General features: G+C 48.0%; 15 protein-coding genes and 1 pseudogene. 8 read left to right on the top strand and 8 right to left on the bottom strand.

Translation table 11 applies throughout. The features are described from left to right. The first annotated feature begins 231 nt into the window (after positions 1–231). A complete protein-coding gene (locus tag AOA63_RS11865; RefSeq protein WP_053959894.1) occupies positions 232–1,041 on the top strand; it encodes a hypothetical protein in 810 nt (269 codons plus the stop codon). Then, a complete protein-coding gene (locus AOA63_RS11860) occupies positions 1,038–3,047 on the top strand; it encodes a glycosyltransferase (protein WP_053959893.1) in 2,010 nt (669 codons plus the stop codon). The genes AOA63_RS11865 and AOA63_RS11860 overlap by 4 nt, the downstream gene beginning before the upstream one ends. Before the next feature lie 176 nt (positions 3,048–3,223). On the opposite strand, the gene AOA63_RS11855 is transcribed toward AOA63_RS11860, so the two are convergent. The 4 genes from AOA63_RS11855 to AOA63_RS19810 all read right to left on the bottom strand — a co-directional run bounded on the left by AOA63_RS11855 (position 3,224) and on the right by AOA63_RS19810 (position 5,754). Next, positions 3,224–3,958 carry a hypothetical protein gene (locus tag AOA63_RS11855; protein ID WP_053959892.1) on the bottom strand — a complete coding sequence of 245 codons (735 nt, stop codon included), beginning with the start codon at positions 3,956–3,958 and terminating at the stop codon, positions 3,224–3,226. A gap of 104 nt (positions 3,959–4,062) precedes the next feature. Continuing rightward, entirely contained in the window at positions 4,063–5,004 is a 942-nt protein-coding gene (locus tag AOA63_RS11850; RefSeq protein WP_053959891.1) for an alpha/beta hydrolase family protein, read from the bottom strand. A gap of 201 nt (positions 5,005–5,205) precedes the next feature. Further along, positions 5,206–5,361 carry a hypothetical protein gene (locus AOA63_RS20050; RefSeq protein WP_206742827.1) on the bottom strand — a complete coding sequence of 52 codons (156 nt, stop codon included), beginning with the start codon at positions 5,359–5,361 and terminating at the stop codon, positions 5,206–5,208. 243 nt (positions 5,362–5,604) lie between these two features. Beyond that, entirely contained in the window at positions 5,605–5,754 is a 150-nt protein-coding gene (locus AOA63_RS19810; RefSeq protein WP_171822706.1) for a hypothetical protein, read from the bottom strand. A 342-nt stretch (positions 5,755–6,096) separates the two neighbouring features. Between AOA63_RS19810 and AOA63_RS11845 the strand changes: the two genes are divergently transcribed. From AOA63_RS11845 to AOA63_RS11830, 3 genes are all read left to right on the top strand, one after another. Further along, positions 6,097–6,303 (top strand): hypothetical protein, encoded by a 207-nt coding sequence (locus tag AOA63_RS11845; protein ID WP_053959890.1) that lies wholly within the window; start codon positions 6,097–6,099, stop codon positions 6,301–6,303. 282 nt (positions 6,304–6,585) lie between these two features. Then, positions 6,586–6,798, top strand: a complete 213-nt coding sequence (locus AOA63_RS11840; RefSeq protein ID WP_053959889.1) for a hypothetical protein — start codon at positions 6,586–6,588, stop codon at positions 6,796–6,798. A 410-nt stretch (positions 6,799–7,208) separates the two neighbouring features. Then, positions 7,209–7,769, top strand: a complete 561-nt coding sequence (locus AOA63_RS11830; RefSeq protein ID WP_139061586.1) for a hypothetical protein — start codon at positions 7,209–7,211, stop codon at positions 7,767–7,769. 824 nt (positions 7,770–8,593) lie between these two features. Here the strand turns inward: AOA63_RS11830 and AOA63_RS19380 are convergent. From AOA63_RS19380 to AOA63_RS11810, 3 genes are all read right to left on the bottom strand, one after another. Then, on the bottom strand, positions 8,594–9,532 hold the full coding sequence (locus tag AOA63_RS19380; RefSeq protein ID WP_139061585.1) for a hypothetical protein: 939 nt from the start codon (positions 9,530–9,532) through the stop codon (positions 8,594–8,596). Positions 9,533–10,442: 910 nt separating this feature from the next. After that, the gene (locus tag AOA63_RS11815) at positions 10,443–10,673 is read right to left on the bottom strand and encodes a hypothetical protein (protein WP_053959884.1); all 231 of its coding nucleotides are present in this window, start codon (positions 10,671–10,673) and stop codon (positions 10,443–10,445) included. 45 nt (positions 10,674–10,718) lie between these two features. After that, positions 10,719–11,234 carry a hypothetical protein gene (locus AOA63_RS11810; protein ID WP_053959883.1) on the bottom strand — a complete coding sequence of 172 codons (516 nt, stop codon included), beginning with the start codon at positions 11,232–11,234 and terminating at the stop codon, positions 10,719–10,721. Positions 11,235–11,691: 457 nt separating this feature from the next. On the opposite strand from AOA63_RS11810, the gene AOA63_RS19025 reads away from it, so the two are divergent. From AOA63_RS19025 to AOA63_RS20215, 3 genes and pseudogenes are all read left to right on the top strand, one after another. After that, positions 11,692–12,147: a MerR family transcriptional regulator gene (locus AOA63_RS19025; protein ID WP_139061584.1), complete on the top strand. Its 456-nt coding sequence runs from the start codon at positions 11,692–11,694 to the stop codon at positions 12,145–12,147. After that, complete coding sequence (locus tag AOA63_RS19020; RefSeq protein WP_139061583.1) at positions 12,062–12,607, top strand: hypothetical protein; 546 nt, start codon at positions 12,062–12,064, stop codon at positions 12,605–12,607. Before AOA63_RS19025 ends, AOA63_RS19020 begins: the two co-directional genes overlap by 86 nt. 276 nt (positions 12,608–12,883) lie before the next feature. Then, a pseudogene (locus AOA63_RS20215) lies at positions 12,884–13,867 on the top strand (ABC transporter ATP-binding protein). Between the two features lie 96 nt (positions 13,868–13,963). On the opposite strand, the gene AOA63_RS11790 reads toward AOA63_RS20215, so the two are convergent. Further along, positions 13,964–15,628: an IS1634 family transposase gene (locus AOA63_RS11790; RefSeq protein ID WP_053960685.1), complete on the bottom strand. Its 1,665-nt coding sequence runs from the start codon at positions 15,626–15,628 to the stop codon at positions 13,964–13,966. Positions 15,629–15,732: the final 104 nt, after the last annotated feature.

Below are 15,732 nucleotides of genomic sequence, written 5' to 3'. Positions count from 1 at the left end.
GATATGAGGAATATGAATCCTCAGGCCACACCAGCGACTGTTCAGTACCGGCTACTTAGGCGAGAGGTTTAGGAGTCTTGAATGACGTTCCACGATTCTTGCCTGCCAAGCACACCGCTCTACAGTTGACAAGAATAAGCTCGGAGCTTGACCCTGTAATCGGCCCCTCCGTATAATGAACACACAATGACTGTATACCCGCAATCGGAAGGGATATTATGCACACCACTTTTGGCCCAGGAACTCATCGGGGCTTGGCTTCGGGTTTTTCCTCACCGTGCTATTGCCTGGCTTTCATCTCCGAGCGATGTCTTTGACCCACAATCTCTTGGCAACATTCCCCAAATTTCATCTTCCAACCAGGATTCTTGGGATGTGGTGATTAGTCTCAATCGCGAGGCTCTTGACGAATTCGCGGCACGCCGTTCGGTGCCGGCGCGGTTTCTTGTCACCTCAGTGCCCCGATCTTTAAATGCCAATGTCATGATAACCGTTGCGATTCAGTACTATTTTCATTGGGAAAACGCAACGGATCTTGAAGACCTAGGATATGACAGTCACCCCAAAAGCCGAGGGCTAGGATACTTGCTTGGATGGGGAGCAGATGATTTACTAGCTGAATATGTTCACGCGCTTCATAGTGCCAAACACAATGTAGCGCGTCTTGAGCAGGATTTCGAGATTCTCATCGCGGAGCGCCAATCCTTATTACATCGTGTCCGGGAACACGAGCAGATAATTGGCGATTTACATGAGGAAATCCGTGTTTTAAAGCAAACGCATGCGCAGAACGAGGAGCAAATGGGTGTATTACAACAAACCAATAGGTCTTTGGCGGAACACCTCGAGCACTATCAGCAGCAAAAAGAGCTGGCATCTCAAGACAGCCTACAATATTACGAGCAAATGCAAGCATTGCAAAGGCGGGTTGATCAATTGCAAGATGATTTAACCGCCATTCACCAGTCACCCTCTTGGAAACTTTTGTCCAAAATGTGGCGGGTGATGGGTGCCGTGAAAGGGAAGCGGAGATCCCTATGAATATTTGGATTCTCAGTCCACGCTACGCCCCAGATATTACCGATGACACGGCCATTTTGACCTGGCACTTTGCTCACTATCAAAAACAGCAAGGGCACCACGTTAGGATATTAGCGATTTCTTGTTGCTCGAAATCTGAATCCGCTATCTGTGATAGGCCCCGGTTGTCTTTAACTCCTCATTTAAATAGCACCGCTTATTGGGCCTGGCATATGACTCAAGAGATTCTTCATGCCCAGGAAACAGGAGCTGGACCCGATAAGATCTATGTACTAACCGACTGGGGATTAGGCCAGATGCTGCTTCAAGAAAGGTGGACCTTGCATCCTCTCTTTCGCAATATCCCAGTCATCACCCTGCCGGCACGCCCTTTCCTGTTGACGCTCAAGGATAATCTTATTCCACGCTACCGTCTAGACTATTGGTGGGCTACAGAAATGGAGCGTTTTACAATTCAAGCGTCAGACGCTGTGCTCTCCCTGTCTTTAGTCATGACTGAGGCTCTTGGCTTATCTGATGCACATGGGATCAGTGCCTCTGATTTGATGTCCGTTGTGGACACAAACGGTCCGGCACATATTGACCGCTTATTAATGCTTGGTCCGGTTGAGCCTGCCTCACGTTTAGAACTATGGCTGACCGCCTTGTTGCCGTTATGGGAACAAGGATTTCCCTATACTTTGGAGGTAATCGGAGCCCCAAGCCTTTTTAGCGTTACTCAAAGTACTTACCATGATTGGCTGGTGAAAAAATTTCCCCGGGCGTTTACACAAGGCTGGATTAAAGTTATCAATAATGATCCAGACAATCCAGTTACCGAGGACATTTTGTCCTCATCCTTATTGTTGCATGGAACCCCCTCTCCGGTTTTGTCCTGGCCTCTTCTGTTGGCATCTTACAGGTCGGCGCCAGTGCTCGCCTTAGATTCGGCCAGAGTTCGGGAAATTTTAGGCGGCGATGATGCAATAATTCCCCCTGTTCCTGCATTGATGCGGGATATGGTGCAAGAAAAAGTTACTAAGATTCCTGCCGCAGGGAAGGAACAGCCGCCAGCAATGCCGCCCGTAATCACGATCACCGATTGTATTGACACAGCACAGAAAATGTTTCCTTTTGTACGTCCGGGCGACAAAATCGCGACAACCACCCATAAGGAAAACCGGACATTATCTGTCGTGATGCCTTATTATAATCTTGGTTCTTTAATCTTTGATGCCTTAGATAGCGTCTTTCAGTCCCGCTTGATTCCTGATGAAGTCATTGTTGTGGACGACGGCAGTGATCAAGCAGACAGCATCGACGCCCTTTACGAAATCGCCCGCCGATATCCCGTCGTACAGGTAATTCGCACTCCCAATCGCGGCATCGTTCATGCCCGCAATCTAGGTGCTAAAAAAGCCGCCGGGACCTTTGTGGCCTTATTAGATGCCGATGACAAGTACCATCCAGATTATTTGGCACGGTGCTGTGATATCCTTGAAACCTATCCTAATGTGGCATTTGTCGGATCGTGGGTTCAGTACTTCGATGGCAACGAGGGAATTTGGCCGGGATGGAATGCTGAACCACCGTATTTGCTATACCACAACACAATCAATAGCAGTGGGATCGTGATACGCCGGCGTGCCTTGTTAGATGCTGGACTCAGTCATCAAGACATGGCGTATGGACTTGAAGATTATGAAACGATTGTGCATTTAATTGCCAAAGGATACCGCGGCGTAGTCATTCCGGAGCCCTTATTTGATTACCGGGTACGCTCTAATTCTCGCTCCAAGAGCAACCGCCATGATGCTCGCTGGATTTATTTATACGACGTGATTCGTGAGCGCCATGCGCGCGTTTTTTCCCAGTATGCCGAAGAAGTGATGGGACTTCTTAATGCAAATGGACCTCAATACCGGGTCAATTCGCCGCTATGTCCAGATCAAGACTTCATCAAGGACTGGATGGCATTGCTTGAGAGTGCTAACACCAAAGATCACGGACGCGACTTCTTGCCCTAGCATATTCGCTCGAATGCTGAGATGAAGAGCAAGCAAAACCTGCTTCACCCGAGTCCGGTCTTTGGTCAGATTTTTGAGAGGACTATTGACTACCATCCGCTTGTCATAACACATAAGATTCTCAGAAAATCTAATGGCTTCATGCTTCCATGCTCAATTCAGATTATCTATTTTGGTTATGGCTTACTGTTCGAATCGCGCCGTCTTTGATCATTCCATATCAGATAGTCAAGCCACCGGGGACTGACGTGAGGAAAGTCCGACTGAAGTCTTTTAGATACCTGTTGGACCATTTCAAGAGCTTTTGTTTCCGTCAGTGTGGCGTTTCCGCTGACGCGCCTTAGATAGGTCATTACGTGTCGATCGGGTTTGATTAAATCGCGACTTCCGGTAAGCATCCAAAAATAACTCAAAGAAATGCCTGACGTTTGTCCTTTTATCTGACAGAATTGTTGCCGGAAATAGCTGTTATTCATAATGCGCGGCATATCTTGAAAATACTCAACGTTATTGTCAACCAACAACATTGCGGCTTGCCTTACCGCTTCAGCTTTGAGAATGCCATTTTGTGTGGATGTGCGCTGACGGTTTCGGAAAACTTCCGTGGTGAGGGTTTCAAGCCCTAAGGCTTTAAATTGCGTAACCAATTCGCTCAAAGGCTGTTGTTCTGTTGTATTGGGCCAATCATCGAATGAGTCCCGGAACAAAGATAAACCTGAATAATCGGCATAACGTTTAACAGTTTGCTGAGTCGAGGAATACCGAGCACCGATAGAGAAAATCGCATCGATGAGCGCTAAGCTTAAATGAGCATACCGATATTCTGCGCCTAGAGGTGTCGGATGATTGTCCAAAATGTCTCGAAGACTTTTCTCTAATCTTGTCACAGCATCATCCCAATGAGAATTCATCTGGTTCTCCTTTGGCCAAAGTGTATTTACATCTCACTAAATCCCGAGGCAATCGATTGCATTATTCCATCTCAAGGTTGTCGTTCTATATTTTTAGCGTGCATCTAAGATAAAGTCCCTGTAATTATCCATGTGGCAATATCATTAATCACCTCATCTGATACGTGTCCCGGGACTAAGTAGCTTGCCGGCGTAGCCATTTTTGCCTCACAGGGCATAAACAAATGATGAAGATCGGGATAACTCTTGCAAATGACATGATTATTGCCCTTTGCTGCTTCTCGCCACAATTGGAAGTCATCCGCCATCGTTACTTGATAATCGCATTCGCCTTGTAAGATAAGGGCTGGAATATGTATCGCGCTCATCAGCTGTGTAGGCTGGTAATTTTTCAAATCAAGCCAATAACTGGCTGGTACATTAAAGGGCGATAGCGTCAGATCAGGCTGCTGACTGGCTATGAGCGTTTTAAGCTGATTAAGTTGGGTTTGCATTTCCCTTAATTGTTCCCGCATGGGATCCGTCGTTTCAGGTAAGGTCAAAAGATAGGCGACCTGAGAAGATAGCACGTCTTCGAGCGGACGGGCATTGGCTGCTAACAAAATAATGCCAGCCAAATGCGGCTCTTGTTGAGCAATTCGCGGTAAAAGATATCCCCCTAGACTATGTCCTAGTGCAAAAATTCTCTTGGGATCAATGGATTCGACATGCTCGAGAAATTGAATCGCTTGCAGAACATCATCGGTGGTTTCATCAGCCACTGTAAAGGACTTCAGTGTTTGCACCGACTGTGGATAAAGACGTGTCCGTTTGTCATATCGTAAGACGGCCACATTGTGTGCGGCCAATCCCCATGCTAAATCTCGAAATGGTTGATTGGGACCAATCGTTTCATTACGGTCTTGAGGACCAGAACCATGGACAAGAACGACCGCCGGAAAAGGTCCCTCTCCTTTGGGTAAAGACAACGTTGCAGGCAATATCCACGGTTCAGCACCAAAATGCACCGTTTCTTCCGAAAATGCTGCATCGGACAATGTTTCCATTCTAAAAGTCTCCTTGTCTCCTGTACACGATTCAGTCCTAAACAATGTTTCGCTTTTTCTATCAACTTCTATTACGTTGCGAAAAAATGAATAGCCACATCGATCCCTCTCTTATCGAGGCTGGTTTTGGATCCGGTTTTTGCGCTGATGGAAAAGCGGATCGCGAATCCAAAGTGCCCTTCAAAACAGTAAGGACTAGAGTCAAGGAGCGTCATAGGCAACCAAATCGCCCGTCTTCTTCTTTTCTTCGTGCTTTCCATTGCGTCCCAATGGCGGAGTAATCTTAACTCCTTGAATAAGATCCACCTGAAAAAGAGGGATTACGTTTTCCCATCCAAAACGGTGTTTAACTCGCACGTCTTTGTCTCACCTATACGGTCGTGCTCAGTTCTGCGTCGAAAACAAACTTCATCGTTAAAGTCGCCTTCAAGTGCCGTCGCTACCCGGCCACACGTTTAAGATACGAACTAAATGGGTTTTTTGCAGCGTGTAGCGCGTTATGTCTTCATTGCCATCTCCATTTTAAATTAATGCCAGACACCTGACCGACATTACAGGAAAAGCCGCACTTTGGCATATGAGAACAAGGGACAGATCCTCTCATACGCGGTTCTCGTGCGTGACCCCATCCTTGTCTTTGATGACGACGTACAATGCGTGAAAGAAGTCTTCCGTAACCCGATCATCGGCTGGCAACATCGCACAGAGCCGCCCTAAATCGAAAAAAGATTGGAGGAATTTTTGATCCATTAGTGCATCCTCCCTTGAGCTTTTTATCGATCATAGAATTATTTCTTCCCCTAGGCAAGACACCGCGTCAAAAGACTTGATAGCGGCAAAGACTACCGGAACCCACATATTGTCTGATCGGATAATCCAGGCGACGAAGTCTCCAATCCCTTCGGGAAAAACCGCGCAGGCACCCACGGCGAGGCGCGACCAGATGCCTACAGGTGACGGTAGGTACCCACGGGTCGCAATTAACTACACCGGGAAAACTCTAAAAACACTTCCATTGAAAGGTTTTCTTTCGTAGAGTACGCTAAATCTAATGGGCGAATTTAGTGACAGAGTACAAGGGGAGAGACTATAATGACGAAGCCTTTAACATATACCCATATTGCGTTGGTTGGAGCGATTCTTTTAGGATTATGGATTACGCAAGCAGGGTTGTATCACGGCGAGTTTTTATGGGGACGTCATGCGAGCTTTTCACGCACCCTTGTATTGGGCCTTGCTACGGGAGTTTATCTCGGCGTGACCGTTTTTGCTGCGCTTCACCACATGATCACTAAGTGAGGATTTTGGTGCTGGAAACCCGAATCTCCCTAGCTTGTGAGATCTTCCATACACACCTTCCCAGGCATCCATCACGGCCAAGCCTAAATCAGCTGGCACATCTGACCACGACGGTATATTATGGGAAAGATTTTGTCGTTACCGTCTCCGATCACTCAATTCGCTTCCGTTTCATATATCGCGACACAGTATGATAACATCATTACAGGCAAATTTTTACTGCTTTCTTTTGCCCATACAGACCCCGCGCCTCGAAAGATAATTAGAAAAGGAGCGCACAGCATGAACAATTTCATCGAATCCTTAACAGGCGTCAAACCGCCATTCTCCCAAGCCGCTCTCTTTGAAATCGTCGCCGCACTGATCTTTCTAATCGATCTCTTTTGGCCGTATCTTTCCCTGCGTCAACTCATCCGCGGCCTCCTGGTCGGCGGTGTTTGGGCCGTCTATGGTTTTATTGTGTATCTCAAATCAATTCCCCAACGCCCCTCTTAATCGTGTCCACATGCAGAACACAGCAGTTTTTCATCGCCCACATCTGCAACCCAAGTCATCCCACAGTGAGGCGAAGTCTCGTCTCTGAGACAATTTCTTACCGAAGCCGGGGTGATCCACAATGATGCCAAATAACGGTTATGTCGCTCCGGTCGAATCCGACGGAGAGGCCGACGATTTTCATGGCGAAATCCTTAATAGGCGCGATGTCACATACCATTGAAGGACATTCTGAGCAAAAAATGCGCCAAACTCTCCATGATTTCATGGATAATGACCTCACATGGTGTGCCCAACGAGAACGCTTCGATCATCTGTTCACGGATAATTTTGGCTATGATGAGTCCCTATGCGTTCGTTATCGAACAGCCACCACGCAACGTGCAAGATCCAATTAACCTGCATTCCTAATGCCTGACCATACCCGAAAAACTTCACCCGTCTTCATCGGACGGGTTTTTGTGCTCGTCTCACAACAGGAGTCGAATTGCCATGCCGCGGGCATTGTCTTGCTCTTTATTGGCGGGGGCGGAGCGGGTTATACGACTTCTCACGTTAAAAGCAAACCTTTTCATGCCGATATACCTGCCCCTAGGACGTTTCCCCATACACATGTGCCGATTTCACCACAATCCCTCCCTGCGGGCATTACCGCAGCCATCGGACAGAAGCAGGCGATTCAGGATGCGTTAAATCAAATGAGACAGCAGGATCCTCACATCTCTTTCCAAGTGACAAGCGCTGTATTGGTATCGAAAAAAACGTCAGAAGCTGATATTGGTTCCGTTTCTCCCTGGTTTCCCGATTATTTTTGGAAAATCGGTTTAACAAGTTCCACGCACCCGCTGCCATCTACTGCTACCCCCACTCCTATTGTCGTATTTGTGGATTCGCAAACGGGTCATCCCTGGATCATATGGACACCATCAGCTAAAACCCCCTCACAAATCCATGAGAAATGCAGCCAATGATATGATACTCGGGTTGAATTCGCGTTTTATTCGAAAAGTAGATATGATGATCTTTCTGCTATGACACTTTAGGCTCCGTCTGACTGCTCGGAATCCGATTGCCTAGAATGGTCTCATCATTCAAAACGCCATCCAATACCTCAGTTGCCATGGCAACGTCCTTCGTGCCTATGTTGTGATGAATTCCGTATAATAGTTTGTTGATGATGAGACTGTCGAACTACATGAACCAAAGGAGAAAGAAAGATGGCAGCACGAATTGTGTTAATTTCGGGTGCAAGTCGTGGTTATAGTGGTCCCTAAAAACTAGACAATTTTGAAGTCCTTCATTTGTTAGACGGGACATACCATAACGAAACAAAAGCGCCATACGGCCACGTTCAAAGTTCAAGCGGTTCTCAAGACGCTCACAGAAGAAAAAACGGTCGCCCAAATTGCCACCGAATACCACTGAATAATGTCTTCACGAAACCGCTGTAGCCCAATGGAAAATCTGAAGCAGTGTACCGACACGAATACCGTTCATCAGGGGAAGCTCGGTCGACCTGATCCACTTGACATTTTACCTCGATCAGGTGCATCAATCCGTGGGACGCACGTCGACAACCGCCTAGCTTGTCTCTTCCATGCCCTCATCCGTCGAATGAGGTGTTCTGGAATCCGGGGCGGACAGACAATCCGACGAGCTGGGCCTCCTGTTTGGCGCCAGACCGACAACGCGTCTACCAAACGGGAGGGTCATGCTTTCGATGAAGCCCAAAGAAAGGAGGCCAGTCTCACACTTTTGAGGTCAAAAATCTGTCTTGACAATTGGGTCCATCTTATTATTGGTATGACCCGGGGTGACGAAGCCAATAGGGCATTGCAGGTTCATTACTATTTTGAAGAGGATTTAACGGCCATTGCGGCAGCCAAAAACTGAATCCGGAATGTTGTCCGGCCCATGTGCGTCCATTTTGCATATCCTGTAGCGACCAGTGTGCCAATATATCTTCTGCCGTAACCAAATTTGCAGGACTATCGGGTAACGTGACATTCATCAAGAATGTGTTGTCCGAGGACTCATTGCCACCGATGGCTCTCTTCCATCCATACTCCCTGGTTCCCATGAAAACCATTTCGTTAGCATCAATTATCCCGTTGGGATATCTCCATATCATGCTCCACGCTCCCTCGTTACCGCCCGACACCAAAAGGGTTGCACCATTTGGTGCAGCATGGCTCATTTGTTGGAGCGAATAAGGCAGCAGCGAAATAGCGATTTGCATGTTGTTCCTCGAAGACCAATAAGATCCCCAAGGTCTATACGGATTGGGTTGCTGCACAAATGGTCCCCAGCTATTAGGCAAGGGGATAACAAAAGCTATGGGAGCATAGGTTTGGTTGGGGTACCAAATCCCTTGAGTCCAAGAAGTCGCAACGACTGCAGTGTGCGATGTCGGCGTCGTCGAAGAATGCGTTTCGTGATTAGTTGATGGTATGCTGGAGTGAGTGACATGATTTGAAGAATTCTCGGACGTCGAAGAAGACGAACCTTTATTTGATGAGTGTTGCTCATTTAACTGTGGAGATGACGAGGTGATTGTCGATTTTTCATTCGCCGAACCCGTCGATGAACGGGATGGGGCCAAAGAATTATTCGGCAACTGCGAATGCCCCACGTCTGATGTTGATGCAGGTTGAGTGGAACTGGATGTATTAATCGTAATGCCACATCCTGTTAGCAAAGTGAGAACAAATAGACTTGATATTATCTTTTTCATTAATAAAATCCCTTCCCTACAGGATATTTCAGACGCGTCGCTAATCAATTTGGTTTTTGATTACCCTTGCCGTGCCATGTGACGAACAAATCATCGGTCAAGATTCGTTCATGCATTCTTCAATTTCTTTGATAGTGGCAGTCATCACATTTATTACATCAAAATCTCTCATGAATAGACCTCTCAAAGCATAATGCACGTTAATTTATATCGCAATTCAGAATTTAGCGCCGAAACTTATTTTATTGGGTAATTGAAAAAACCAAAATTGATACATCCATGTCTGACAATTTATATAACGCTCTGCCAAATTAAAGGTTACCAAAATCAGATATTTTTCTTAAAATTTTTCCTAAATTGCTTAGATTTTATGCTAGTCAATCGCCTAGTCAATATGTATGAATACTCTCCCAGCCCACAGTGGGGAGTTTTAGGTTTCGATTCTCTTGATAATGAGACGATCGAAAATCTTGCAGCATGAATCGCTGCCCTCATTTCACCGTGATTATAGAGAAATGCCTGCTGCTTCTTGTTTTTGTTAAGAAATTATTTGATAATTCCACGATTAATCCGTGAATAAAATATATATCCTATTCATTCTCCATCACGATTTTCGTAGAGATTGTATCATGTTCCCATTCGATTTCTTCTATTGGATTAATATTCAGACAAATCCTTTTCAGCAAACTCATGTCTGTAACATTCAGATCGAATGCGGTAAACCTGTGTTTGTCCCACCCTTTAGAAATCGTCTTGAATTGCAAAACGGGATAAAGCAACAGTAGGAGGAGCCTCAATAATCATCATTGAGCGCCAGTGACTCCGACTTCTGAGCACCAGAATGACGCCAAGCGACAAGTCATGGATAATTGGTTTGAGAATAGGGAAACTTCTCCCGGTAATTTTTGTGTTAAAACACGGTCCTTGTCACAGACGTGGGTTCCTTAGGCCCCTGGGATTGACGCCATTCAGCCACTTCACGGCACTGAGGACATTCGATATCATCGGGATGAACAACGTGCACGCCATTTTTATAAATATTATGAACCGCTTCCCATAACCTTACGTTATCCAATGCGTCAATGTCCTCAGGCAGACTATCCGAATCTAACATTTGTGATGTCCATGGTGCTAAGCCCATGAGGCACAAGGGACACTCATCTTCCGTTTCGGTGGAGACACTGGCCTAAGGAATAAAAGTAGGAGCAGGATTCCACGGGCTTAATGATACCGACCGGGTATGCATGCATACCCGCACTCCCGAATCGGGACGCTGCTGGAGCTGTTCGATAAGCCGAAACAAAGTGGAATGGGGTTCCCCTCGGACCAAACGCGTATACGGTCGAATGCCTAAATCATCTAGCATTTGTGGAGCTATCAACCAACGGTACAACACATGGTCTATGATCCATACCGTGAGTCGGTCTAGAGCTTCCTCGACATCGTTAAACGGCTGATACTCAGGTGAAACTTGAAAACGGTTTAAAGTCTCTCCCCATGCGGCAGGACATAATGGACACCAATTGGGTAGATTAGACGTCGCATCTGCAATCATAATGTGCTCATCATGCCAATGAAGCCAGATCTTATAGGCTCTCTCCGCTTGACTTACACGTTGTGCTTCCTCAAGTGTCCATTCTTGAATGGTGTAGAACTCATCTAAAGGCATCCAATCTCGAGGCCATGCTCGAGTTTCTTCCATGGACCATCCCTCCTGCCTTATATGCCACGAACGAATCGTGTAATCTTCTAACACATGCAGTAATCATTATACGGTGTCACATCGGTGAGAAATCCTTGGTGGAAAGCGATTTTAACAAGAAAAAAGATGCACAAATTATTGAGGTAAATTAGATCTTACCCTTCACTCATCTTCATATCATGATTATCCTCTATTTCTCATTTTGGGACTTCCCTGTTCGCCGCGTTCCTTTGTTTCTTAAAAGGATACCAGGTTTTGTAACCAGATCCCCAAGGCATTTCTCCTCACTTCGCTTGACACATTTTAGACCCTTAAAACTCCTTTTAGGAAATTTGACTCTCCCCTTAGAGGAATCTTCTATGATAAAGACATTCAAGTTTCAAGCTCGATAAATCCCATATCTCGCAATAGAAAAGGCATGTGGCAACGGGCCGGAATCAAGATGGGAGGAGCCAAGATGACATTATATACCATCGGGATATTATCCGAGCGCAGTGGAGTCCCTGTTAAAACAATCCGCTATTATAGTAACCGCGGTTTATTACCCCCCGCTGCAATTTCCCCTGCGGGATATCGTCTGTACTCAGATCAAGAATTGCAGCAATTATATCGGATTGTAGCCCTCCGTAGACTCGGGGCTTCTCTGAAACAAATTCGGGAATTTGTGCATCAAGACATCTCCTTGAACGATGTTCTTGATCGTCAACTTGCTGCCATATCCCAGCAAGTAGATACCCTTCACCAACTGCACCGACAAATCCAAGGTCTACAAGAACTCCAGGGTAATAACGACGACGCCGACCATGTCTTACACGATTTTTGGTCAAGTGATGCAGTCCCGTTGGCAACAGCGCCGCGCATGGTTCGAAGAATGGTTACGCCGGCAATTAAGTCCTCAAGTCTGGTCACATGATGAGATAGAACAACTGGTCAGTCTCGGCCGTGCATTATATGAACGTTATCCTCTTGGTCTGGCAACTTTCATCTTAGAAGCTATGAAGGCGGGAAAAACGTTGCCAGATGCATTACCTGGAACGCCACACACCTGGGGTTTAGACCTTAACATCGCAACATGGACTGCATGGTGTAAGCAACAACGTGACGCCTTCCAAAAGTTAGTACACTCACGCGATCAAGATCCTGGCAATGCCCAGCTTCAAGAGGCGTTAAGAGATTGGATCAGCACTTTTGGTCCGCTCAATTTGGATACCGTTACTCGTATCCAAAATATGTGGAATTCATCCGAGACCCAAGGTGTCCTACAGGTTTTGACGAAAAAGACTGGTGATCATCGCATTTCACAGGGATTCCATGTTCTCGAGAAAGCCCTAGATATTTTGGCCAGCTCCCTATCTCGGGAACACTCTGACTAAACACATAAACACATCCATCTTTGCGGTTCCCGACCCATTGAAATCAATGAAGCGGGTTAATGGTGAGTGCATGGTTATTAGGGCCAGCCAACTCTAGAGGGGAATAGAAAACATGCGAGGCAAAAAATATTTCTGGATCCCACGAACAATCGGCGGTTTGGGAAGCCTGTTAATTATTTTCGGTACGCTACGGCATATCCCGGTTATCGCCTATCTTGGCGGAATAACATTAGTAGGCCTATTTATAATCTCTTGGAGGGGAGGGAAGAATAAACAATGAATCCCATTAATGCGACGTTGCATTCCGAAGACCTGCCAATTCCCCTTGGAGTCCCCATGGAAATCACCATGGAAGCGGTTACTTGCACATTGGGAGGTATTACGGTTCTTAAAAATGTTACGTGCCACATCGCCCCTGGGACGATTTGGGGTTTGATAGGCCCAAATGGTGCAGGTAAAAGTACTTGGTTGCGGTCACTATTGGGCTTGATTTCCCCATTTTCTGGCTTTATCAAGATTGGCCCTTGGAATCCCACCAGGCAAGCTCGAAAAATTCGTCAACATTGCACGGCGTTACTTAGTCCCAACGGGCTATATGATCATTTGACAGCAGAAGAACATTTGGAATTGGTCGCTCGGATTTGGCATATGCCGCGCACAATTGTCATGTCCCGTATAAAATAAGTGCTTGAGCCTTGGGACCTATGGTCCCGACGCCTAGAAAGCCTCTGCCAATGGAGCCAGGGAATGCGGCAGCAACTCGCCCTTGCCAAGACCTTGTTGGTCCCAACCCCACTCCTGCTGCTTGATGAACCAACAACTCATTTGGATCCCGACGCCCAACTTCTTGCCAGTCGTCTCTTACGAAATGATTGGTGCCGCTACCGGCCGACTATTATTCTGACCTCTCATCACCTATCCTTGATTGAAGAACTGTGTGATAGCGTAGGAATTTTGGACCGAGGCACACTTCTCGCTGTGGATTCTCCGAAATCCTTGCGCCATAACCCCTATCATTCCCTAGTGACAGTCCGCATTCGAAATGGGACAGCTGATCTTCTCCAAAGTCTCACCACTGCCAAACGCAGTATCTCCACGCAATACGATGGAGATACTGCCCATATCACCGTGGCAGAGGATGAACTGAATCCGGTATTAGAAAGACTCCTGCAAAATCATGCCCAAATCATGGAGGTTGTCCCGGTACCCTCATGGGATGAAACCATTCGCCAGATTCTCGGAGGTCAAATCGATTCATGAACTTCAAAGATATTTATACGGTATATTGGAAGGAACGCCGTGAATGGAAAAGCATACAACTCCTCTTCCGCACGTGATGGGTGAAAGCCGTGGAATTTATCCCGAGGGTCTAGGGGGCACCTGCGTGTAAATCGTATCCGTAAAACCCAATGCGGCCAAAATGGCCGCCACCGACTGGGTATGAACCGCCGGGACAAAGAGTTGACGGGTCTGGGCATCCAGCGGCACGACAATCAGTCCGCGCAGATGATGTAACACCTCCTGCCCGGTAGGCCGCGCCAACAGACCGCGAGTCGGCGTGGGAAGGGGCGGGGCCTGCCGGGCCCGACGTTCGATGAGACTGAGCACCAACGCGGCGAGCAAGAGCACATAACCTAAGGCTTCCACCCGTTCCGGCTTTTGCACATAGAGCGCATCCACAAAGGCCGGGTCTTTTAAAAAGCGAAAACGGTGTTCGATGACCGTTTGGCCTTTGTATTCTTCGAGCAATCGGCGGGCATCAAAGGAGGAGGCCGGCAGATTGGTGATTAAGACAAACGTCGCCGCCCGGTCCTGTGCCGCCTGCACGCGTTGCGCATCGACTGCCCCAATGGTGGGATGGACCCGGTATACTGTGGTGGTAGCCGGTTCAGGGGCATCGTGGCGGGGACGCCCGCGGGTCGTGCGTTTGGGGACCTGCGTTTCCGCGACAACCGTCGCCTCGACATGATGCCATGGGGCGGTGGCCCGCCAAGCGGCCACGGCCGCTTCGGCATCATGAGCACAGGCAAACACGGTCTCCGCGAGGCGAGTCGCCGCCCGAGTTAACTGGTTATGGGCCCGTTCGACCTGGCGGGCAATGGTGTGAGCTTTCCGCTCAGCTAGATGATCGGAGCGATAAACCACGAGCCGATAGGATCGGCCCTCAATTTCGCCGGTCTGTTCGGCGGCCGTGTAGGTGGCCGCATCGGCCCGCTCCCCGATTTTGCCGAGGGGAACCCAGGCGTTGGCCGCCAAGGCGGCCGTCTTCGCATCGTGCGCAGCTCGAAATGTTTCCGGACAACGCGAGAGAAAGCGGAGCGAACGGTCAGCCATCGCCTTTAAGTTAGGACCCGTGATGAGGGCGGAATCGGCCACGTAGACCAGTTGTTGCAGTTGCTGAGGCGAAAAGTAATCGTCTAAGGCCGCAATCATCTCGGCATTGAGGATTTTGTCACTCAGATTCCCGTCTTGCACCGTGCCCACCACCGGAATGCCTTCTCGGGTCCCCAACAGCGTCAGGAGAATTTGACGCAGATCGGGACGATGATCCTTGGAATGGCCATAGGTGGGATGCACTCCGGTCTCGGATCCAGTGTCCGGATACGTGCCATAGACCGAGCGGGTCGTACTATCCCAGTGGACAAACACCGGACTATCGGGCGTCCACACGTGGTCGTGCAAGAGCGCTCGCGTTGCAACGGCACTGAAGACGGTGGCGCCACCGGCAGCGGCGACTTTATCCAGAGCCCGTCCGAGGGCATCATCCGTAAAATCGGCCGCGGTGCGGCCGGATCCAAACAACAAGGGCACATCGGTTAACTGCAATGGCTCGTGGACGCGATACAGAGGTCGACGAGCGGTCAGCAAATTGACGACGAGCGCGAAAATCCGTTCGCCGGGCGACAGGTGGCAACGCTGCGAATCCCACGCAACGGTCTGATTTATGGCCTCGACGAATCCAATTTCTTCACAGAGGGCTCGGATGACCGGTCCAGCCCCCACAACAACGGGTGTCGGCATGGGTGTGTTCATAAGAGATTACTTCGCCATGCGATACCCAATCTCCTTTGCGATCAGCCCAAAAAAATAATTTTTTTTGTTCCCGCCACGTGCGGAAAGTAAGT

This window comes from Sulfobacillus thermosulfidooxidans (genome assembly GCF_001280565.1).
Lineage (GTDB): Bacteria > Bacillota > Sulfobacillia > Sulfobacillales > Sulfobacillaceae > Sulfobacillus > Sulfobacillus thermosulfidooxidans_A.
This window is presented reverse-complemented; position numbering and strand designations above follow the sequence as displayed.

Bases quoted from the DNA above. Each gene is read 5' to 3' on its own strand.
- AOA63_RS11790 (WP_053960685.1), bottom strand. From the start codon at position 15,628: ATGCCGACACCCGTTGTTGTGGGGGCTGGACCGGTCATCCGAGCCCTC.
- AOA63_RS11850 (WP_053959891.1), bottom strand. From the start codon at position 5,004: ATGGAAACATTGTCCGATGCAGCATTTTCGGAAGAAACGGTGCATTTT.
- AOA63_RS11855 (WP_053959892.1), bottom strand. From the start codon at position 3,958: ATGAATTCTCATTGGGATGATGCTGTGACAAGATTAGAGAAAAGTCTT.
- AOA63_RS11830 (WP_139061586.1), top strand. From the start codon at position 7,209: ATGCCTGACCATACCCGAAAAACTTCACCCGTCTTCATCGGACGGGTT.
- AOA63_RS11810 (WP_053959883.1), bottom strand. From the start codon at position 11,234: ATGGAAGAAACTCGAGCATGGCCTCGAGATTGGATGCCTTTAGATGAG.
- AOA63_RS11815 (WP_053959884.1), bottom strand. From the start codon at position 10,673: ATGGGCTTAGCACCATGGACATCACAAATGTTAGATTCGGATAGTCTG.
- AOA63_RS11845 (WP_053959890.1), top strand. From the start codon at position 6,097: ATGACGAAGCCTTTAACATATACCCATATTGCGTTGGTTGGAGCGATT.
- AOA63_RS19025 (WP_139061584.1), top strand. From the start codon at position 11,692: ATGACATTATATACCATCGGGATATTATCCGAGCGCAGTGGAGTCCCT.
- AOA63_RS19380 (WP_139061585.1), bottom strand. From the start codon at position 9,532: ATGAAAAAGATAATATCAAGTCTATTTGTTCTCACTTTGCTAACAGGA.
- AOA63_RS11840 (WP_053959889.1), top strand. From the start codon at position 6,586: ATGAACAATTTCATCGAATCCTTAACAGGCGTCAAACCGCCATTCTCC.
- AOA63_RS19810 (WP_171822706.1), bottom strand. From the start codon at position 5,754: ATGGATCAAAAATTCCTCCAATCTTTTTTCGATTTAGGGCGGCTCTGT.
- AOA63_RS11860 (WP_053959893.1), top strand. From the start codon at position 1,038: ATGAATATTTGGATTCTCAGTCCACGCTACGCCCCAGATATTACCGAT.